The organism is Mesorhizobium sp. WSM4828 (genome assembly GCF_055811175.1).
This window is the reverse complement of the sequence record NZ_JBVVQK010000019.1, coordinates 50,985-68,111: the sequence shown is the minus strand read 5'-3', so window position 1 is coordinate 68,111 and position 17,127 is coordinate 50,985. Positions and strand designations below refer to the sequence as shown.

The window sequence follows — 17,127 nt, the reverse complement described above, 5'->3', positions numbered from 1 at the left end:
CTACGCCTTGCCGGGAACCGTCCTTATCACTGTGCCCCACGGGTCCTCGCGGGTGGTCTCGCTTGCGGCATTGTCCGAGCGCATCTCGACCCAGGCCAAGCCGGAGCGGGAGGGATCGCGGCGACCGGCGCCCGCGCTCTGCCACGCATTTGCGCCAATGTGGTGATGATAGCCACCGGACGATAGGAACACCGCCGCGCCACCGTACTTTGCCACTGTGTCGAAACCGAACTCCTGATGCCACCATGCTTCGGCTTCTTCCGGCCTGCCGACGCGCAAATGGACGTGGCCGATAATGCTGTTTTCCGGCGCGCCCTGCCAACCGGTGTCACCGGCCGGCACTTCGGCAACCACCGAAGGGATGTTCAGCCGCTCCGTCGCCATCGCTATCTTGTCGCCATTCCATTTCCAATCCTGCGGACGGCGGTCGGCATAGATCTCGATGCCGTTGCCTTCCGGATCGGTTAGATAAAGCGCCTCGCTGACCAGATGATCGGATGCGCCCTCGATGCCGATCTTGCCGGCGATGGCGTGATTGATCCAGCGGCCGAGATCGGCCCGACCGGGTAGCAGGAAGGCGGTGTGGAAAAGACCGGCGCTGCGCGGATCATCGGGTTTCGCCGCCGGATCCGCTTCGATGTCGAGCAAAGGACGATTGACTGCACCGAGCGTAATCGTGCCGCCGGAGCGGCTCAGTTCCTGCAAACCGACGACTTTGCGATAGTAGGCAGCGAGATTTTCTGCATCGCGCGCCCGCAAGCCGACGCGGGCAACGCTGACCGGGGTCGTCGCAGCAAAAGGCAGTTCGCTCATCAAAGTGCTCCGTTCAGGCGGCGCTCGACAAGCTTCCAATGGAGGAACCCGGCGCCATCAATCATTCTACGCCGTGTCCGTGCCAAAATCTCGGAACAGCCATTCTTTCCTGGGCACAGATCGTCGATCGCGGTCGTTCACACAAGAGCGCAAGAAGCGAACATGGTGTTCACAATAGCGAGCAGAACCGGGCTCGTGAGCGGCCGTTCGCGTGTCGCTGTCGAGTTCATACCCGGTTGCACCCGACAACGCGTCTCGCTACATGCGCGCCATGAAAGTCAGGGAAGCAGATATTCTCATCGTGCCGGGCTACACCAATTCCGGCCCCGATCATTGGCAGAGCCGCTGGCAGTCGAAACTGTCGACAGCACGCCGCGTCGAGCAGGCGGAATGGTCGAAGCCGGTGCGCGAGGATTGGACGGCCGGTGTGGCCAAAGCGGTCAACGAGGCCGAGCGGCCGGTCGTCATCGTCGCTCATTCGCTTGGCGTCGCCGCGGTCGTCCAGGCCTTGCCTCGGTTCGAGCGGCCGGTCGCCGGCGCTTTTTTCGTGGCGCCGCCCGATGTCGCCAATCCAAAGATAAAGCCCAGGCACCTGATGACCTTCGGCCCCTATCCGCGCGACCCGCTGCCGTTTCCGTCGGTGGTGATCGCCAGCCGCAACGACCCGTTCTGCGCCTTCGGCGCCGCCGAGGACATTGCCGCGGCGTGGGGCTCGCTGTTCATCGATGCCGGCGATGCCGGCCATCTCAACGCAGATTCCGGCTTCGGCCCTTGGCCCGAAGGATCGATGACCTTCGCGAAATTCCTGACGGATCTCTAGGAAGCGATTGAGCCCCTGACGCTGTTCAGCAGGGTCTTTGCCCCAAGCGAAATCAGCGAATGCTCGGAACCCATCGCCAGCAGCCGGTAGCCCATCGACACCACGCGACCGGCAATGGCCGGTTCCATCACATAGATCGCCGCATGCTTCCCGGCTTTACGGGTGCGCTCGGCGATCGAGGCGACGGTCTCCATCATGCTCTCCAGCGTCGAACTGACGGCGGTCCCCTTCGACCAGGCGATCGAGAAATCCGAAGGGCCTAGGAAGATACCGTCGATGCCGGGCGTGTCGAGGATGCCGTCGAGTGCCTCAAGCGCGGCGCGCGTTTCGACCATGGCGAACGCCATGGTGCGCTGATTGCTGTCGCGCAGCCAGTCGGAATGATCGCCCTTGCCATGGCGCGGAAAGGCATAGGTGGGCCCCCAGGAGCGCTCGCCGAGCGGCGGGTATTTCATGGCGGCGGCAAACAGCCTTGCGTCCGCCACTGAATTCACCATCGGCGCGATCACCGCCTCGGCGCCGAAGTCGAGCGCGCGGCTGGCCATGTCGAAGCGGCCGACCGGAATGCGCACCAAAGCCGGCTTGTTGGCGGCCAGCACCGGCACAAGCCCGCGCAGTACGCTGTCCTCGTGATGGCCACCATGCTGCATGTCGAGCGTAACCGCGTCGAACCCTTGTCTGGCCAGTATTTCGACCGTCAAGGCATCCGGCACACCGGACCATGCGGTGAACAGCGTCTCGTCGGCCGCAAGGCGTGACTTCAGGGACATTGGCGATTTCCTCTTTGCTTGCAGCAATTCAGCCGGAAACGACCGCAAAGGCAAAGAAAAACCGCCCGGCTGGGCCGGGCGGTCGATTGGTCCAGCATTCTATCGATACCGGCGGAAAGATCAGGTGTTCTTGATCTGCTCGATCGCCTGCGCCATCAATTCATCCATGGTGCGGCGGATCTGATGGTCCGACTGGTCGATGCCGGCCGCATCGAAATCCTTGCGTATCTTGCGGAAAACGTCGTGATCGCCGGCTTCCTCGATGTCGCTGACGACCACTTCCCTGGCATAAGCGTCGGCATCGGCACCTGACTTGCCGAGCTTTTCGGCAGCCCACAGGCCGAGCGCTCTGTTGCGGCGTGCCGCGGCCTTGAACCGAAGTTCCTCGTCGAATGCGAATTTGCGCTCAAAGCCCTCTTCGCGGTCTTTCATGCTGCTCATGGCATCCCTCCGTGAAATCCGATTCGTTGCGCCAATATGTGTTGCCGGAGCACAAACCAAAAGGGCGCCGGCCGGTCAATATGCTACATTGGTTGCTGCGCTGCGGCATTTCGGTCCCCGAAAGCGGTTGATTGAAAGGATTTGCCGATTGAGCAAACAGTGCGATTGGGATAGACACCGGCATTGAACCCCACCGTCGCCATCTTATTTTAGGCAGACGGACAGGAACTGGTCGCTTGCCGCCTGCCCGCAAATCCAGAGAAAAATCAGATGAAAAATCGCCGCCGCATTTATGAAGGCAAGGCCAAGATCCTTTATGAGGGACCGGAGCCTGGCACGCTGATCCAGTTCTTCAAGGACGACGCCACCGCTTTCAACAAGAAGAAGCATGAAATCGTCGATGGCAAAGGCGTGCTCAACAACCGCATTTCCGAGCACATCTTCAATCATCTCAACCGGATGGGCATTCCGACCCACTTCATCCGCCGGCTCAACATGCGCGAGCAGCTGATCAAGGAAGTCGAGATCATCCCGCTCGAAGTGGTGGTGCGCAACGTCGCCGCCGGCTCGCTGGCCAAGCGCCTGGGCATCGAGGAAGGCACCGTGCTGCCGCGCTCGATCATCGAATTCTACTACAAGGCCGATGCGCTCGACGATCCGATGGTATCGGAAGAGCACATCACCGCCTTCGGCTGGGCGAGCCCGCAGGAGATCGACGACGTCATGGCGCTGGCCATCCGCGTCAATGACTTCCTTTCCGGCCTGTTCATGGGCGTCGGCATCCAGCTCGTCGATTTCAAGATCGAATGCGGCCGCCTGTTCGAAGGCGACATGATGCGCATCGTCGTCGCCGACGAGATCTCGCCGGATTCCTGCCGGCTGTGGGACGTGGCGACCCAGGACAAGCTCGACAAGGACCGCTTCCGCCGCGACATGGGCGGGTTGGTCGAAGCTTATCAGGAAGTTGCCCGCCGACTCGGCATCATGAACGAGAACGAACCGCCGCGTCCGGCCGGGCCGGTGCTGGTCGCATCGACCGATGGCGTCAAAGGCAAGCCGCACTGACGGCTTGCCCGCTCAACAGATGAACAGGAGCATGTCCAGCGTGATCAAGGCCCGCATTACCGTGACCCTCAAGAACGGCGTGCTCGACCCACAAGGCAAGGCAATCGAGCATGCGCTGTCCGCAATGGGTTTCGGCGGCGTTGGCCAGGTGCGGCAAGGCAAGGTTTTCGATGTCGAGCTTGCCGAGGGCGACAGGGCCAAGGCCGAGGCCGATCTGAAAGCCATGTGCGACAAGCTTCTAGCGAATACGGTGATTGAGAACTATAGTGTAGCCATTACCTGAGGTTGTGCCGGAGGGTAGATGACGGAAGCCACGAATGAGTTGATGTATGAGCTTCTCAAGCGTGTGCATCACGAAGTCGCTGAACTTCGCCAGGACGTTTCCGAAGTGAAGCGGGAGTTGAATGTCGTTCGGGGTCACATGGTCGCAACACAAAGCGACATTCACAACATCTATGGCATTCTCGGCCGTCAAGACGATCGCCTTGAGCGCATAGAACGCCGTCTAGAATTGCGCGAACTCGCCGAAGCCCAGAGGCCCTACGAACCAAAATGAAATCAGCCGTCGTCCTGCTCCCCGGCCTCAATCGCGACCGCGACATGATTGCGGCGCTGACCAAGATTTCCGGCACGCCGCCGGTCACCGTCTGGCAGACCGACACCGAAATTCCTGATGTCGACCTGATCGCCATTCCCGGCGGCTTTTCCTTTGGCGATTATCTGCGCTGCGGTGCCATTGCCGCGCGCATGCCTGTGATGCGGGCTGTGGCCGAAAAGGCGGCCAAGGGCGTCACGGTGATCGGCGTCTGCAACGGTTTCCAGATCCTGGTCGAGGCAGGCCTGCTGCCGGGCGCCTTGATGCGCAACACTTCACTGAAATTCGTCTGCCGCGAGGTGAAGCTGCAGATCGCCAACGCCAACACGATGTTCACCCGCCGCTACCAGCCGGGTCAGGTCATCCGCGCGCCGGTGGCGCACCATGACGGCAATTATTTTGCCGATGCCGAAACGCTGACCCGCCTCGAAGGCGAAGGCCAGGTAGTGTTCCGCTATGCCGAAGGCACCAATCCCAACGGCTCGATCAACGACATTGCCGGCATCGTCAACGGCCGCGGCAACGTGCTCGGCCTGATGCCGCATCCGGAAAACCTGATCGAAGCGGCGCATGGCGGCAGCGACGGCCGGGCGCTGTTCGAAAGCGCGCTGGGCATCGCCGCTTGATGCCTTCAATTTTCCTCCTGGAGCGACGGTCATGAAACTCTATTCGCGGCCGTTGTCGCCCTATTCGTCGATCGTGCGGGCCCTGGCCTACATCAAGAACGTGCCGCTCAAGCTCATTGCACCACCGCCGGGGTTTCCCATCCCCGAAGCCTTTCGTGCTATCTCGCCGCTCAACCGGATTCCGGTGCTGATCACCGGTTCGGGCGAAACGATCGTCGAATCGGTGGTCATTGCCGAATACCTGGAGGAGCGCTTTCCCGAGCCTGCATTGCTGCCCAAGGATTCGAAAGACCGGGCGTTGGTGCGCATGTTCGCCCGCATCACCGACCTTGACGTGCTCGCCCCGATGATGAAGCTGTTCGAGCTCTATTTCGTGCCGCAGCGCAATGAGGCAGAGATCAAGGCACAGTTCGCCCGATTGCATCATGGGCTTGCGGCAATCGAGGCCCGCATGGCGCATGGCCCGTTCGCGCTCGGCGACGATATCTCTTTTGCCGATGCATGGCTGACGCCGACCCGCTTCGTCTTCAACAATTTCAGGGCGACGATCGGCCGCCCCGACTTGCTTGATGCCTATCCGAAATTCGATGCCTATGAGCAAATCGCCTTGCAGCATCCGGCGCTGTCGCGCGTCTGGGGTGAGATGACAGACGGTCTGAAGATCTTCCTGTCCGAGCTCAAGATGGGCGCCGCTTGAACATGAGACCGACGATCACGCGCCTCGCCTTCGCTACTGTCGCCGGGCTTGTACTCGCCTCCTGCCAGTCAGGCCCGAAGAGCACGCCGGCGCCGGCCGGCAAGAGCGCGTCACTGCTTGCTATGGAGCAGGTGGCAATCGCTGCCCACAAATGCTGGATCGCCAGCAAGGACCCTGCCTTCAAATCGTACCAGATGGCCAACGAACTGAATTCGTTCAGCGGCACGCCGCGCTTCCTGCTGGTGCCGGCCAAGCATTATGCCGGAAAGCCGCTGCTGGTCGTGCAGGCGCAAGGCAATTCGAGCCGCGTCGACGTGTTCGGCCCGCTGATGGCGGAACCGCTCGGCGCGCGCATCGGCTCGGACATTGCCCGCTGGCAGGCGGGCAATCCGGCCTGCGGCGCTGCTGCCTAGCCCGATGGGTCGCTTGCTGCAGATCACTGGTCTGGTCGTCGGCCTGGCCGGGCTGGTCCTGCAGCTCTGCATCACCGTCCCGGCATCAATGGAAGCCGGCCGCGGCTTTGTCGGCTCGCTGGTCTTCTATTTCAGCTTCTTCACCATCCTGACCAACATCGGCGCGGTGCTCGTCCATGCCTCGTTGCTGTCATCGACGGGTTACACCTGGTTTCCGGCCTTTGCCGGGCCACGGATGCGAGCGGGCGTAGCCGTCGCCATAACGCTGGTCCTCATCGTTTATGCAACGGTCCTGGCGCAGCTTTGGCAGCCGCAAGGATTGTTCCTGCTCTGCGACGTTCTTCTGCACTATGTGACGCCGGTGCTGTTCGTGCTGTGGTGGCTTGTGGCGGGCGCCGACGGCTCGACACGGTGGCGCGACATCTCCTGGTGGATGATCTATCCGGTCGTCTACCTGGCCTATGCGCTGCTGCGGGCACCGATTGCCGGCGAAGTGCCCTACCCGTTCCTCGACGTCTCCAAACACGGTGCGGCCAGCGTCGCCGTCTCGGCTCTGGCCATCACCGGACTTTTTCTGATGCTGTGCATTGTGGCGGTGCTTGTGGACCACGGTGTCACGCGGATCAGGGCGGAACGCATGCATCCGCGATGACGCTCTCCCGCCCTGGCCGCCTTTAGCGTCTTGGCACGGTTCGCGCGGCGCCTGCACGGATCGCCGCAGCAGCTTCACCGGCGATCCGTGACATGAACTTGCGCGTGAATTGGCCAAGCGGCTTGGCATCCTCGAGCGCCCAGCTCGTCGCGAGATCATCGGTGTTGAATTCATCGACGATAACCTAGGCTGGCGTATAGAGCGTGGCGCGACGGGCCTCCGTCTCAGGAATCTCGACGTAGTACGCGTCAGGGCGTGGCGGCTGACTCGTGATCGGAAAGAGCAGAGCCTGCTTGCGGCCATTCTTACCGGCAACGATCAGCATGACGCAAGTCGGCCGCGCCTTGCGTCCGCTCTCCTCGCCACGGTCATATTCCCTTGCCCACGGATAGGAGTAGAGAATGATCTGTCCGTGACCAAGCTCATTCATCCCGGACATCATCTCGCGCGATTGCGTCGAGGCCGGCTAGAAGCTCGTCGCGTTCCTCGGTCGACAGATCCTCGACGCGGTGCGCCCGCTGGGCGCTGCGACCGGTGATGCGGTCGAACTGCTCTGCCGTCAGGAGCACGAACTTTCGCTTGCCGCGCTTGGTGATGTCGACGGGACCACGGAACGCGGCCTCGACGACCTCGCCGGATTTGTTACCGAGATCTGTGAGGGTGAAACTCGCCATGACCATCTCCTTCACACCGGAAAAGAGGTGGAATAGCTGTTTTCAGCAATACCCCTATTCATCAGAAGCGTCGCAGGCGGGAATCCGGTGAACGCAAGAAGGAGGGCGCATCTCCTCAATGACCAGCGTGGCGGCTCAGTCCCAGAACGGCCTCAGACCCTCACGATGGGCATCGCAGCGCGAAATGCCGATATCCTTGAGTTGGGCGTCGGTCATCTCGAGCAGGACCAGCCGACTTCGCCGGCGATCCAGCAGGCTGTCGATCCATCGGACCAATGACGTGACCACTTGCACGAGCCGGCGAACATAGGATCTCCGGCCCGACGAGCGGCTTCCGGTCAATTCAACTGCCGCGTATCGGATTGTCTCTATTGTACCCATTTGTCTTCTGCCAATATTGCAATTGTGCCCTTTTATACGGCCCGCTTCATATGTATTGACTCTCATTTCGGTGCAATGTAGAAAATTGTCACCATGACAACTTGGCTTCCAGATCTTACCGCCGGTACCGGCCCACTCTATCAGCGGCTTGCCGATTCCATCGAGACAGACATCGACCGCGGCCTGATCGGTGCAGGAGCAAAGCTGCCGCCGCAGCGCGATCTGGCATACGACATCGGCACGACCGTCGGCACCGTCGGCAGGGCCTATCAATTGCTGCGCGAGCGCGGTCTGGTGAGCGGCGAGGTCGGCCGCGGAACCTATGTTCTCGCTCAGCAGTCGGAGAGCGCAAAGCCGGAGTTCCTGGGGACGGTCGAACAAGGCACGCGCTATATGGATGCGCCCGGCGACAAGCTGCGCTTCGATAGCACCGCCGCACCGGATGTCGGCCAGGGCGCCATCGTCGCCGACGTGTTGACACGCACGGCCCAAGACCATCCGCATGAGATTTCAAGCTACACGCGTGACTTCCCGGACCGCTGGTTCGAGGCCGGCAGGCGCTGGCTGTCGCGCAATTCCTTTCGCCCGGCCGCAGATGCAATCGTTCCTACGCTCGGCACCCACGCCGCGGTGATGGCAACCATTGCGGGGCTCACCGCCCCAGGCGACTATGTCGTCTTCGAGCACCTCACCTATTCGCAGATTTCCCGCAGCGCCGGCCTTATTGGTCGCCGGACCGCATTGGTGGCGGCTGACGACGAGGGCATCGATCCCGAGGATTTCGAACGCGTCTGTGCACAAAAGCATCCGAAGATGATGTTTTTGATGCCGACGGCCAAAAATCCGACGTTGACAACGCTGTCGGCCTCGCGCCGCGAGGCAATCGCGCATATCGCCCGTCAATACAACGTCGTCCTGATCGAGGACGATCTCTATGGCGGACTGACCGATGATCCGACACCTTTGTTGGCCGAATATGCTCCCGAACGGACCATCGTTGCCGGCGGCCTGTCGAAATCGGTCGCGGCGGGTGTTCGCGGCGGTTGGCTCGCCTGCCCGCCGGCCTATCGTCACCGCATCCGGGTCGCCCACAAGATGATGACGGGCGGCCTGCCCTTCCTGCTGGCGGAGGTGGGCAGCCGGCTGGTGCTGTCCGGTCAGGCCGCCGAGATGCGCAAGCGCAGCATTGGCGAGGTCGGTTCGCGCATTGCGATCGTGCGCCAGACACTCGACGGCTTCGACTTCAAGGCGCTGGATAATGTGCCCTTCGTCTGGCTCACTTTGCCGGACCCATGGCTTTCCGGCACTTTCAAACAAGCTTGCCTCGAACACGGCGTGCTCATCGACGACGAGGACGAGTTCAAGGCGGGACGTTCCGAACAGGCCTTTCACGGCGTGCGGTTTGGCATCTCGCAGCCGCGACAGCGGGACGATATCGCGCACGGCGTCGCGGTGATCCGGCGGCTTCTGGACGAAGGCCGCGCCGGCTATGACAGCTTTTCCTGAACCGGCTTGAAACCGGCGGGTTGAGTGGCGATCTTTCGCTACTTGCGGCCAGCTGTTGCTTTCCGTCGTTTTAGTCATCCGACGGGGTGTATCGGCTGCAAAGCTTGCGATAAGACGGGACTCGATCCCAAGGACACAAATTGCCGATCATGACCATTTCCAATTCCGTGCCGATCACTCCGGAACTCATTGCCGCGCACGGGCTGAAGCCCGACGAGTACCAGCGCATCCTCGACCTGGTCGGGCGCGAGCCGAGCTTTACCGAACTCGGTATTTTTTCGGCGATGTGGAACGAGCATTGTTCCTACAAATCGTCGAAGAAGTGGCTGCGCACGCTGCCGACCACCGGGCCGCAAGTCATCCAGGGCCCGGGCGAGAATGCCGGCGTGGTCGACATTGGCGATGGCGACTGCGTCGTCTTCAAGATGGAGAGCCATAACCATCCCTCCTATATCGAGCCTTATCAGGGAGCTGCGACCGGCGTCGGCGGCATCCTGCGTGATGTCTTCACCATGGGCGCGCGGCCGATCGCGGCGATGAACGCGCTGCGCTTCGGTGCGCCGGACCATCCCAAAACCAGGCACCTCGTTGCCGGCGTCGTTTCCGGGGTCGGTGGCTACGGCAATTCCTTCGGCGTGCCGACGGTCGGCGGCGAGGTCAATTTCGACGCCCGCTACAATGGCAATATCCTGGTCAATGCGTTTGCCGCGGGCCTCGCGAAGACAGACGCAATCTTTCTGTCCGAGGCCAAGGGCGTCGGCCTGCCGGTCGTCTATCTCGGCGCCAAGACCGGGCGCGACGGTGTCGGCGGCGCCACCATGGCCTCGGCCGAATTCGACGACAAGATAGACGAGAAGCGCCCCACCGTGCAGGTTGGCGATCCGTTCACCGAAAAATGCCTGCTCGAAGCCTGCCTCGAACTGATGGCGTCCGGCGCCGTTATCGCCATCCAGGACATGGGTGCCGCCGGCCTCACCTGCTCTGCCGTAGAAATGGGCGCCAAGGGCGACCTCGGCATCGAGCTCGATCTCGACAAGGTGCCGGTGCGTGAAGAGCGTATGAGCGCCTATGAGATGATGCTTTCGGAGAGCCAGGAGCGCATGCTGATGGTGCTGCGCCCCGAAAAGGAAAAACAGGCCGAGGCGATCTTCCACAAATGGGGCCTTGATTTTGCCATCGTCGGCAAGACCACCGACGATCTGCGCTTCCGCGTGCTGCACCAGGGCGACGAGGTCGCCAACCTGCCGATCAAGGATCTCGGCGACCAGGCGCCGGAGTATGACCGTCCCTGGGTCGAGCCGAAGAAGCCGGTGCCATTGGCTGGCGATGCACCGCAAGCCGATGTGGCCGACGCACTGCTCAAGCTGCTGGGCGGACCGGACCTTTCCTCGCGCCGCTGGGTGTGGGAGCAGTACGACACGCTGATCCAGGGCAATTCGTTGCAGCTTCCCGGCGGCGACGCCGGCGTCGTGCGCGTCGACGGCCACCCGACCAAGGCGCTCGCCTTCTCCTCCGACGTGACGCCGCGCTATTGCGAAGCCGACCCTTACGAGGGCGGCAAGCAGGCGGTGGCCGAATGCTGGCGCAATCTGACAGCCACTGGCGCTCTGCCGCTCGCTGCCACCGACAACCTCAATTTCGGCAATCCCGAACGGCCGGAGATCATGGGCCAGCTGGTTGGCGCTGTGAAAGGCATCGGCGATGCCTGCCGGGCGCTCGGCTTTCCGATCGTCTCCGGCAACGTCTCGCTCTACAATGAGACCAACGGACAGGGCATCCTGCCCACGCCAACCATCGGCGGCGTCGGTCTGATTGCCGACTGGTCGAAAATGGTGCGCATCGGCTTTGCCGCCGAAGGCCAGATGATCGTGCTGGTCGGCGCGCCGACCATGTGGGGCACGCATCTTGGCCAGTCCGCCTATATGCGCGACATCCATGGCCGCGCCGACGGCCCGCCGCCGCCGGTCGATCTCGACCACGAGAAGCGGGTCGGCGACCATGTGCGGGCGCTGATCGGCTCCGGCGTCGTTACCGCGGCGCATGACGTTTCCGATGGCGGCATCGCGGTGGCGCTGGCCGAGATGGCGATGGCCTCAGGCATCGGCGCGACCATTCCCGGCCTGATCGGTACAGATCCGGTCCCGGTCTGGTTCGGCGAGGATCAGGGCCGCTATCTCCTGACGCTGTCGATCGACCCGCAGAGCGAGGCGTGGGACGCCATTCGCGAACAGCAAAGCAAGCTCGGCATCTTCGCACCATGGATCGGCTCGACCGGCGGCAGCGAATTGAAGCTGGGCGAGGCACGTGCGATACCGGTCAGCGAATTGACCGCCGCCCACGAATCCTGGTTCCCTCGCTTCATGGCAAATGAGGTCGTGGATCCGTGATGTGATCGAGTGGCGCCCCTTCGGTGTGGTTCATACGCCATTTCGACCATATCTATGAGATCACGACCTGAACAAGGAATCCTCGCATGGCAATGGACGCCCACGACATCGAACGGCTGATCAAGGAAGGCATTCCGGACGCCAAGGTGACGATTCGCGACCTGGCCGGCGATGGCGACCATTATGCGGCCGAGGTTGTGGCAGAAAGCTTTCGCGGCAAAAGCCGCGTCCAGCAGCACCAGATGGTCTATGACGCGCTGAAGGGCAACATGGGCGGCGTGCTGCACGCGCTTGCCCTGCAGACCAGCGTGCCGGACTGAACTCCCTTCCAGTTATCGCCTCGCAAGCGTCTTCCCGGTCACGGCAATGATCGGCCCGGCCGTATAGTTTCCACCAACAATCATCCGCTCGCCGTTCGACAGCGCCGAAACGACGCCGTCGAAGAAAAGCGCGTTGGCGCAGTCGAGCCCATCGCGAAATAGCCGTGCGAAGCTGCCGAGGCTGACTTCAGAGCGCGAGATCGCCAGCACGACGGTGTTTTCGTCACGCACGCCGACGCCGTTGCGGATATAGCGCGATGTGCCGTTCTGCTCGAAGCGAGGATGAAGCCGGCCGTCGATCACCAGCATCGGGCCGGATTGCGTGGCAAACATCACGTCCGGCCTGGCGGCAGCATAGGCGCTTGTCTCCATGACCGCCGCCTTGCCGTCCTTGCGGACCAGGAACACGCCGTTCGGTTTCAGGAAGAAATTGCCTTCGCTGTCGGCGACGTTGATCGGCGCCTTCTCCTGGCCGTCTTCGACGAGAAGGCCGACTGGGGTCAGGTCTTGGTGATACATGCCGGCGTTCATGGCGAGCAGCACCGTCCGGCCCTGATCCGCCATCGCCTTGTCGAATTTGTCCAGTGAACCGAAAGCCTTGCCGTCGAGGCCTGTGTGGAACACACCGACGTCATAGCGGCGCAGATCGATCTCGCAGACGACATAGGCGACCGCCTCGAAGCTCGCATCGCGGCACAGCGCCGGCAATTCACCGCCGACGACCAGCGGTGGCTCTCTCGGCGACTTGGCCCACCAGATCAAGATCAATGCGGCGACCAGAACGGCGAGGAGGAACCCGGCGGGATATCGTCTTTTCATCGCGCCTCGGGGAAGATGGTGGCCAACGGCTTGGCCCAAGGTCGGACGTTCCTTTGCGCCATTTGCATGGCAAGGCGGCAAACATCTTGTTTCGCGCAACCCATGGGTTTATTTGAAGGGTAATGTTCGAGCCTGACTCCCACAGGCATGAAAGGGTTTTCCATGAGCGGCATCAACGACTACATCGACAATGAAGTGAAGGGCAACGACGTCGTTCTCTTCATGAAGGGCACGCCCGGCTTCCCGCAATGCGGATTTTCCGGCCAGGTCGTGCAGATCCTCGACTATATCGGCGCTGACTATAAAGGCGTCGACGTGCTGACGTCGGCCGAACTGCGGCAAGGCATCAAGGACTACTCCAACTGGCCGACCATCCCGCAGCTCTACGTCAAGGGCGAGTTCGTCGGCGGCTGCGACATCATCCGCGAGATGTTCCAGGCAGGCGAATTGCAGACCTTCCTCGTCGAAAAGGGCGTCAGCGTCAAAGGCGCCGCCTGACTTCTGTTTCTGCGTATGACCTTCCGATTGCGATTTTCGGGGGTCAAGCGCTAAGCGCCGGGGCAGCTTGGCAAAAAGTTCTGCCCGGTATCGGGGCAATCAACGAATGGATGCGTCGGCCAGCCGGCGCATTTTCGTTTGAGGATCGGACTGGCCGTGGATCAGCAAGCACAAGCGCAGCAAAAGGCAAGCACCTTGCCCATTCCGCGCTGGGAATTCATTGCGCTGTGCGCGGCGCTGATGGCGCTCAATTCGCTGGCCATCGATATCATGCTGCCGGCGCTGCAGCAGATCGGCGCCTCGCTCGGCGTCGAAAATGAAAACCACCGGCAATATGTGGTCACCGCCTATATCCTTGGCTTTGGCGGCGGACAGCTGTTCTTCGGGCCGATCTCGGACCGCTTCGGGCGCCGCGCGCCGCTCGTCGCAGGGCTGGTGATCTACGTCGTGGCGGCCGGCGCTGCGGCAATCGCCCCGTCATTCGCCACGCTTCTGCTATGCCGGGCCGTGCAAGGCATCGGTGCGGCGGCGACGCGCGTCATTGCCGTCTCGATCGTGCGCGATACGTTCGACGGAAGGCGCATGGCCGAAGTCATGTCCTTGATCTTCATGGTGTTCATGGCAATTCCGGTGGTGGCGCCCGGTATCGGCCAGTTCATCATGCTGTTTGCGACCTGGCATGTGATCTTCGTCACCATGGCAGCCGGCGCACTGATCGTGTCCGCCTGGTCGCTGCTGCGCCTGCCCGAGACACTACACCCCGAATATCGCCGGCCGCTGACGCTGTCCTCCATCATTGGCGGCTTCCGCATCGTTCTCACCAACCGCATCGCGCTCTGCTACGCCTTCGCCAGCACCTTCATCTTCGGCGCCATGTTCGGCTTCATCGCCTCGGCCCAGCAGATCTATGTCAGCGTGTTCGATGTCGGCGAGATGTTCCCGGTCATCTTCGCGGGGGTTGCCGGCGTGCTTGCTTTTTCGAACTACCTGAACTCGCGCCTCGTCGGCCGCATCGGCATGCGCCGTCTGTCGCAAAGCGCGCTGCTGCTGTTTCTGGCAATCAGCCTTGCCTGGCTGGTCGTTTCCATCGAAATGAAGATGCCGCTCTGGCTCTTCATTATCTTCTTTGCCTGCGCCATGGTCCCGTTCGGCGCGCTCGGCGCGAACTTCAACGCGCTCGCCATGGAGCCGCTGGGGCACCTGGCCGGCACTGCGTCGTCGATTCTTGGGTTCATGCAGACATTTCTTGGCGGCATTCTCGGCACGCTGATCGGCCAAGCCTTCAACGGCACGGTGACGCCGCTGGCCGCCGGGTTCTGCAGCGTGTCAGTGGCAGCGCTGCTGATGATCCTCCTGGCCGAGCGCGGCAGACTGTTCCAGCCGCATAACCCGCCGGTTTAATGCACATTGCGGGGCGCGCCTAGGATGCACCCTCACTGACCGCGGTGAAGCGAGGGAACAGCGTACGTCCTGCGATTGCTCCACCCATGCTGTCCGAAACGGGCAGTGGGAGAGCCTTGTCGAGCGCCTCGAGGACGGAAGCCACGAAGGCTCGGTTGAGCGGACCGTCGTCCCCTAGATGGGAGTAAGTGGCGCGCGGTTTGCCGATAAGCGTGCCGTTTCGGCGAATTGAGAACTGCAGCGTCAGGGTCATGCCCGCGGTTCCGGGCGGCGGCTCCCAGCAGGCGAAGATCGCGGAGAACATCTCGTCTATGGTGTCGACGGAGTCGGGGCTGCGACATGCGCGTTCCTCAGATCTTGCTTCATTGACACCGGCAACCAAGGCAAGGGCAAAGGCCGTTGCAATAATTGCGGACCGAGGTTTCATTCGAGGTTTCCGGTTTCGCACAGGATTGGACAAGTTTGGCAGCGAAGAATTATTCGGCCCAGAGCTCGCGGCGCAGCTCTCGCCAGCTCTCCCGGTCCGGCGCGACCAGCAGGCCACCTCCGACATGCGACGGCAGATAGGCGCTGCCGTCGAAGCGCGCGGCATGGCCGCCGGCCTCCGCATGGATCAGCACGCCGGCCAGGTGATCCCAGGGCATCAGCTTGTTGTAGACGACGAAATGGCCGTGGCCGCTGGCCAGCAGGCGGTATTCGTGAGCGGCGCAGCGATAATTGAACTGCGATAGCGACTTGGTCTGGTTGCGCGCCAGACGTGAGCGGTCCGGCTCGGGCACATAGTGCCATGAGACCGCACCGGTCATTTCCGACATCGGCGCCGGTTTGGCGACATGGACCTTTTCCAGATTGCCATGGGCATGGCGGATATGGCTGCCGGCGCCACTAACGCCGATCAGCCAGTCCTTGCCGACGGGATCGTGAATGATGCCGGCGACCGTCTCGCCCTTGATCACGACGCCAAGCATGACGCCGAATAGCGGCACGCCGGAGGCGAAGTTGAAAGTGCCGTCGACCGGGTCGATGACGAAGGCGAGTTCGGCATCGCCGAGACCGTCGAGCAGCGTCGGGTCGTCGGAGCAGGCCTCCTCGCCGACGATCATTGCGTGGGGATAACGCTCAAGCAGCCTGGCGGTGATGAGCCGTTCGGCATTGACGTCGGCCTCGGTGACGAGATCGGCGGCCGAAGTCTTGCGACGGACGTCGCCCTCGCTCAACCGGCGAAAGCGCGGCATGATCTCGGCGACGGCGGCTTCCGACAGAAGGTCGGCAAGCCAGTCGATCGCGCTATCGTCAAATGTCATCGGGACGCCTGGTGGTGAGGGTTTCGTTGAGGGCGGAGAAATCGAACAGTTTCCTGTCGAGCAGATGCGACGTGCGCACATTGGCCATGGCGCGGATCATCGTGTCCTTGCGGCCGGGCATGCGCTTCTCGATGTCGTCGAGCATCGCCTTCATGGCGTTGCGCTGCAGACCTTCCTGGCTACCGCACAGATCGCACGGAATGATCGGGAACTTCATGGCGCCGGCGAATTTCTCGAGATCGGCTTCCGCACAATAGGCGAGCGGCCGCAGCACCATGACATCGCCTTCGTCGTTGAGCAGCTTCGGCGGCATGGCGGCCAGGCGCCCGCCATGGAACAGGTTCATGAAGAAGGTTTCCAGTATGTCCTCGCGGTGATGACCGAGCACCAGGGCCGAGCAGCCCTCCTCGCGCGCAATGCGATAGAGATGGCCGCGCCGCAGCCGCGAGCACAGCGAGCAATAGGTGCTGCCCTCGGCCAGCTTGTCGGTGACCACCGAATAGGTGTCCTGATATTCGATGCGATGAGGAATGGCATATCTATCGAGATAATCGGGCAATATGTGCTTGGGAAAGTTCGGCTGGCCCTGGTCGAGATTGCAGGCCAACAGCTCGACCGGTAGCAGCCCGCGCCATTTGAGATCGAGCAGCACGGCAAGCAGGCCGTAGGAATCCTTGCCGCCCGACAGAGCGACCAGCCAACGGTCGCCGGGCCTCACCATGGAGAAATCGTCGATCGCCTGGCGGGCAAGCCGCAACAGCCGTTTGCGCAGCTTGTTGAACTCGACGGAGGACGGCACATCGGCAAACAGCGGATGAAAGCCGCCTTCGGCGTCGGCGATCGGGTCAAGCGTTTTGGCGTCTGGCTGCATGTTCACGGCGCGTCGGCCCTAAAGTCCTGTTGCCGCCCGCAGTAGCGCATCGGACCGAAAATCGAAATCGATTT

The 17,127-nt window shown here is 62.1% G+C and carries 23 protein-coding genes; 13 read left to right on the top strand and 10 right to left on the bottom strand.

Going from position 1 to position 17,127, the window contains the following annotated elements; all coding sequences use genetic code 11:
- Positions 1–813 (bottom strand): VOC family protein, encoded by an 813-nt coding sequence (locus tag AC0L2X_RS21080; protein WP_352492448.1) that lies wholly within the window; start codon positions 811–813, stop codon positions 1–3.
- A 271-nt stretch (positions 814–1,084) separates the two neighbouring features.
- Here AC0L2X_RS21080 and AC0L2X_RS21075 point away from each other — a divergent pair, with 271 nt between their 5' ends.
- Complete coding sequence (locus tag AC0L2X_RS21075; protein WP_473556070.1) at positions 1,085–1,633, top strand: RBBP9/YdeN family alpha/beta hydrolase; 549 nt, start codon at positions 1,085–1,087, stop codon at positions 1,631–1,633.
- Here the strand turns inward: AC0L2X_RS21075 and AC0L2X_RS21070 are convergent.
- Complete coding sequence (locus AC0L2X_RS21070; protein ID WP_473555839.1) at positions 1,630–2,403, bottom strand: HpcH/HpaI aldolase family protein; 774 nt, start codon at positions 2,401–2,403, stop codon at positions 1,630–1,632. The genes AC0L2X_RS21075 and AC0L2X_RS21070 overlap by 4 nt on opposite strands.
- 120 nt (positions 2,404–2,523) lie before the next feature.
- The gene (locus AC0L2X_RS21065; protein ID WP_023674726.1) at positions 2,524–2,844 is read right to left on the bottom strand and encodes a DUF1476 domain-containing protein; all 321 of its coding nucleotides are present in this window, start codon (positions 2,842–2,844) and stop codon (positions 2,524–2,526) included.
- Between the two features lie 270 nt (positions 2,845–3,114).
- On the opposite strand from AC0L2X_RS21065, the gene purC reads away from it, so the two are divergent.
- Genes purC through AC0L2X_RS21030 form a run of 7 tightly spaced genes read left to right on the top strand, consistent with a single transcriptional unit; the run spans position 3,115 to position 6,892 of the window.
- Positions 3,115–3,909: a phosphoribosylaminoimidazolesuccinocarboxamide synthase gene (gene purC / locus AC0L2X_RS21060; RefSeq protein ID WP_023674725.1), complete on the top strand. Its 795-nt coding sequence runs from the start codon at positions 3,115–3,117 to the stop codon at positions 3,907–3,909.
- A gap of 40 nt (positions 3,910–3,949) precedes the next feature.
- Positions 3,950–4,192 (top strand): phosphoribosylformylglycinamidine synthase subunit PurS, encoded by a 243-nt coding sequence (gene purS, locus AC0L2X_RS21055; RefSeq protein ID WP_352492490.1) that lies wholly within the window; start codon positions 3,950–3,952, stop codon positions 4,190–4,192.
- Between the two features lie 18 nt (positions 4,193–4,210).
- A complete protein-coding gene (locus tag AC0L2X_RS21050; RefSeq protein WP_352492450.1) occupies positions 4,211–4,465 on the top strand; it encodes a hypothetical protein in 255 nt (84 codons plus the stop codon).
- Positions 4,462–5,130 carry a phosphoribosylformylglycinamidine synthase subunit PurQ gene (purQ, locus tag AC0L2X_RS21045; RefSeq protein WP_352492451.1) on the top strand — a complete coding sequence of 223 codons (669 nt, stop codon included), beginning with the start codon at positions 4,462–4,464 and terminating at the stop codon, positions 5,128–5,130. Before AC0L2X_RS21050 ends, purQ begins: the two co-directional genes overlap by 4 nt.
- A 31-nt stretch (positions 5,131–5,161) precedes the next feature.
- Entirely contained in the window at positions 5,162–5,827 is a 666-nt protein-coding gene (locus tag AC0L2X_RS21040; RefSeq protein WP_473555841.1) for a glutathione S-transferase family protein, read from the top strand.
- Positions 5,828–5,829: 2 nt separating this feature from the next.
- A complete protein-coding gene (locus AC0L2X_RS21035) occupies positions 5,830–6,240 on the top strand; it encodes a hypothetical protein (protein ID WP_473555844.1) in 411 nt (136 codons plus the stop codon).
- 4 nt (positions 6,241–6,244) lie between these two features.
- Positions 6,245–6,892 carry a Pr6Pr family membrane protein gene (locus AC0L2X_RS21030; protein ID WP_473555846.1) on the top strand — a complete coding sequence of 216 codons (648 nt, stop codon included), beginning with the start codon at positions 6,245–6,247 and terminating at the stop codon, positions 6,890–6,892.
- Positions 6,893–7,076: 184 nt separating this feature from the next.
- On the opposite strand, the gene AC0L2X_RS21025 is transcribed toward AC0L2X_RS21030, so the two are convergent.
- The 3 genes from AC0L2X_RS21025 to AC0L2X_RS21015 all read right to left on the bottom strand — a co-directional run bounded on the left by AC0L2X_RS21025 (position 7,077) and on the right by AC0L2X_RS21015 (position 7,854).
- Positions 7,077–7,322, bottom strand: coding sequence for a hypothetical protein (locus AC0L2X_RS21025; protein ID WP_473555847.1), 246 nt, complete (start codon positions 7,320–7,322; stop codon positions 7,077–7,079).
- A complete protein-coding gene (locus AC0L2X_RS21020; protein ID WP_473555849.1) occupies positions 7,315–7,566 on the bottom strand; it encodes a type II toxin-antitoxin system prevent-host-death family antitoxin in 252 nt (83 codons plus the stop codon). The genes AC0L2X_RS21025 and AC0L2X_RS21020 overlap by 8 nt, the downstream gene beginning before the upstream one ends.
- 135 nt (positions 7,567–7,701) lie before the next feature.
- On the bottom strand, positions 7,702–7,854 hold the full coding sequence (locus AC0L2X_RS21015) for a DUF1127 domain-containing protein (protein WP_473555852.1): 153 nt from the start codon (positions 7,852–7,854) through the stop codon (positions 7,702–7,704).
- 186 nt (positions 7,855–8,040) lie between these two features.
- Between AC0L2X_RS21015 and AC0L2X_RS21010 the strand changes: the two genes are divergently transcribed.
- The 3 genes from AC0L2X_RS21010 (at position 8,041) to AC0L2X_RS21000 (ending at position 12,160) form a co-directional block, all read left to right on the top strand.
- Positions 8,041–9,453 carry an aminotransferase-like domain-containing protein gene (locus AC0L2X_RS21010; protein ID WP_473600276.1) on the top strand — a complete coding sequence of 471 codons (1,413 nt, stop codon included), beginning with the start codon at positions 8,041–8,043 and terminating at the stop codon, positions 9,451–9,453.
- Between the two features lie 149 nt (positions 9,454–9,602).
- Complete coding sequence (purL, locus tag AC0L2X_RS21005; RefSeq protein WP_352492491.1) at positions 9,603–11,840, top strand: phosphoribosylformylglycinamidine synthase subunit PurL; 2,238 nt, start codon at positions 9,603–9,605, stop codon at positions 11,838–11,840.
- 86 nt (positions 11,841–11,926) lie between these two features.
- Positions 11,927–12,160 (top strand): BolA/IbaG family iron-sulfur metabolism protein, encoded by a 234-nt coding sequence (locus AC0L2X_RS21000; protein ID WP_023674714.1) that lies wholly within the window; start codon positions 11,927–11,929, stop codon positions 12,158–12,160.
- Positions 12,161–12,172: 12 nt separating this feature from the next.
- Here AC0L2X_RS21000 and AC0L2X_RS20995 read toward each other — a convergent pair whose 3' ends face one another.
- Positions 12,173–12,979, bottom strand: coding sequence for a phosphodiester glycosidase family protein (locus tag AC0L2X_RS20995; RefSeq protein WP_473555856.1), 807 nt, complete (start codon positions 12,977–12,979; stop codon positions 12,173–12,175).
- A 162-nt stretch (positions 12,980–13,141) separates the two neighbouring features.
- Between AC0L2X_RS20995 and grxD the strand changes: the two genes are divergently transcribed.
- On the top strand, positions 13,142–13,477 hold the full coding sequence (gene grxD / locus AC0L2X_RS20990) for a Grx4 family monothiol glutaredoxin (protein ID WP_023674712.1): 336 nt from the start codon (positions 13,142–13,144) through the stop codon (positions 13,475–13,477).
- Between the two features lie 156 nt (positions 13,478–13,633).
- A complete protein-coding gene (locus tag AC0L2X_RS20985; RefSeq protein ID WP_473555858.1) occupies positions 13,634–14,878 on the top strand; it encodes a multidrug effflux MFS transporter in 1,245 nt (414 codons plus the stop codon).
- A gap of 19 nt (positions 14,879–14,897) precedes the next feature.
- Here the strand turns inward: AC0L2X_RS20985 and AC0L2X_RS20980 are convergent, their stop codons facing one another.
- From AC0L2X_RS20980 to ttcA, 3 genes are read right to left on the bottom strand one after another with little or no spacing between them, the layout of a single operon-like run.
- A complete protein-coding gene (locus tag AC0L2X_RS20980) occupies positions 14,898–15,305 on the bottom strand; it encodes a hypothetical protein (protein WP_473555859.1) in 408 nt (135 codons plus the stop codon).
- A 49-nt stretch (positions 15,306–15,354) separates the two neighbouring features.
- Positions 15,355–16,182, bottom strand: coding sequence for an inositol monophosphatase family protein (locus tag AC0L2X_RS20975; RefSeq protein ID WP_473555862.1), 828 nt, complete (start codon positions 16,180–16,182; stop codon positions 15,355–15,357).
- A complete protein-coding gene (ttcA, locus tag AC0L2X_RS20970) occupies positions 16,172–17,059 on the bottom strand; it encodes a tRNA 2-thiocytidine(32) synthetase TtcA (RefSeq protein WP_473555863.1) in 888 nt (295 codons plus the stop codon). Before ttcA ends, AC0L2X_RS20975 begins: the two co-directional genes overlap by 11 nt.
- Positions 17,060–17,127 lie beyond the last annotated feature (68 nt).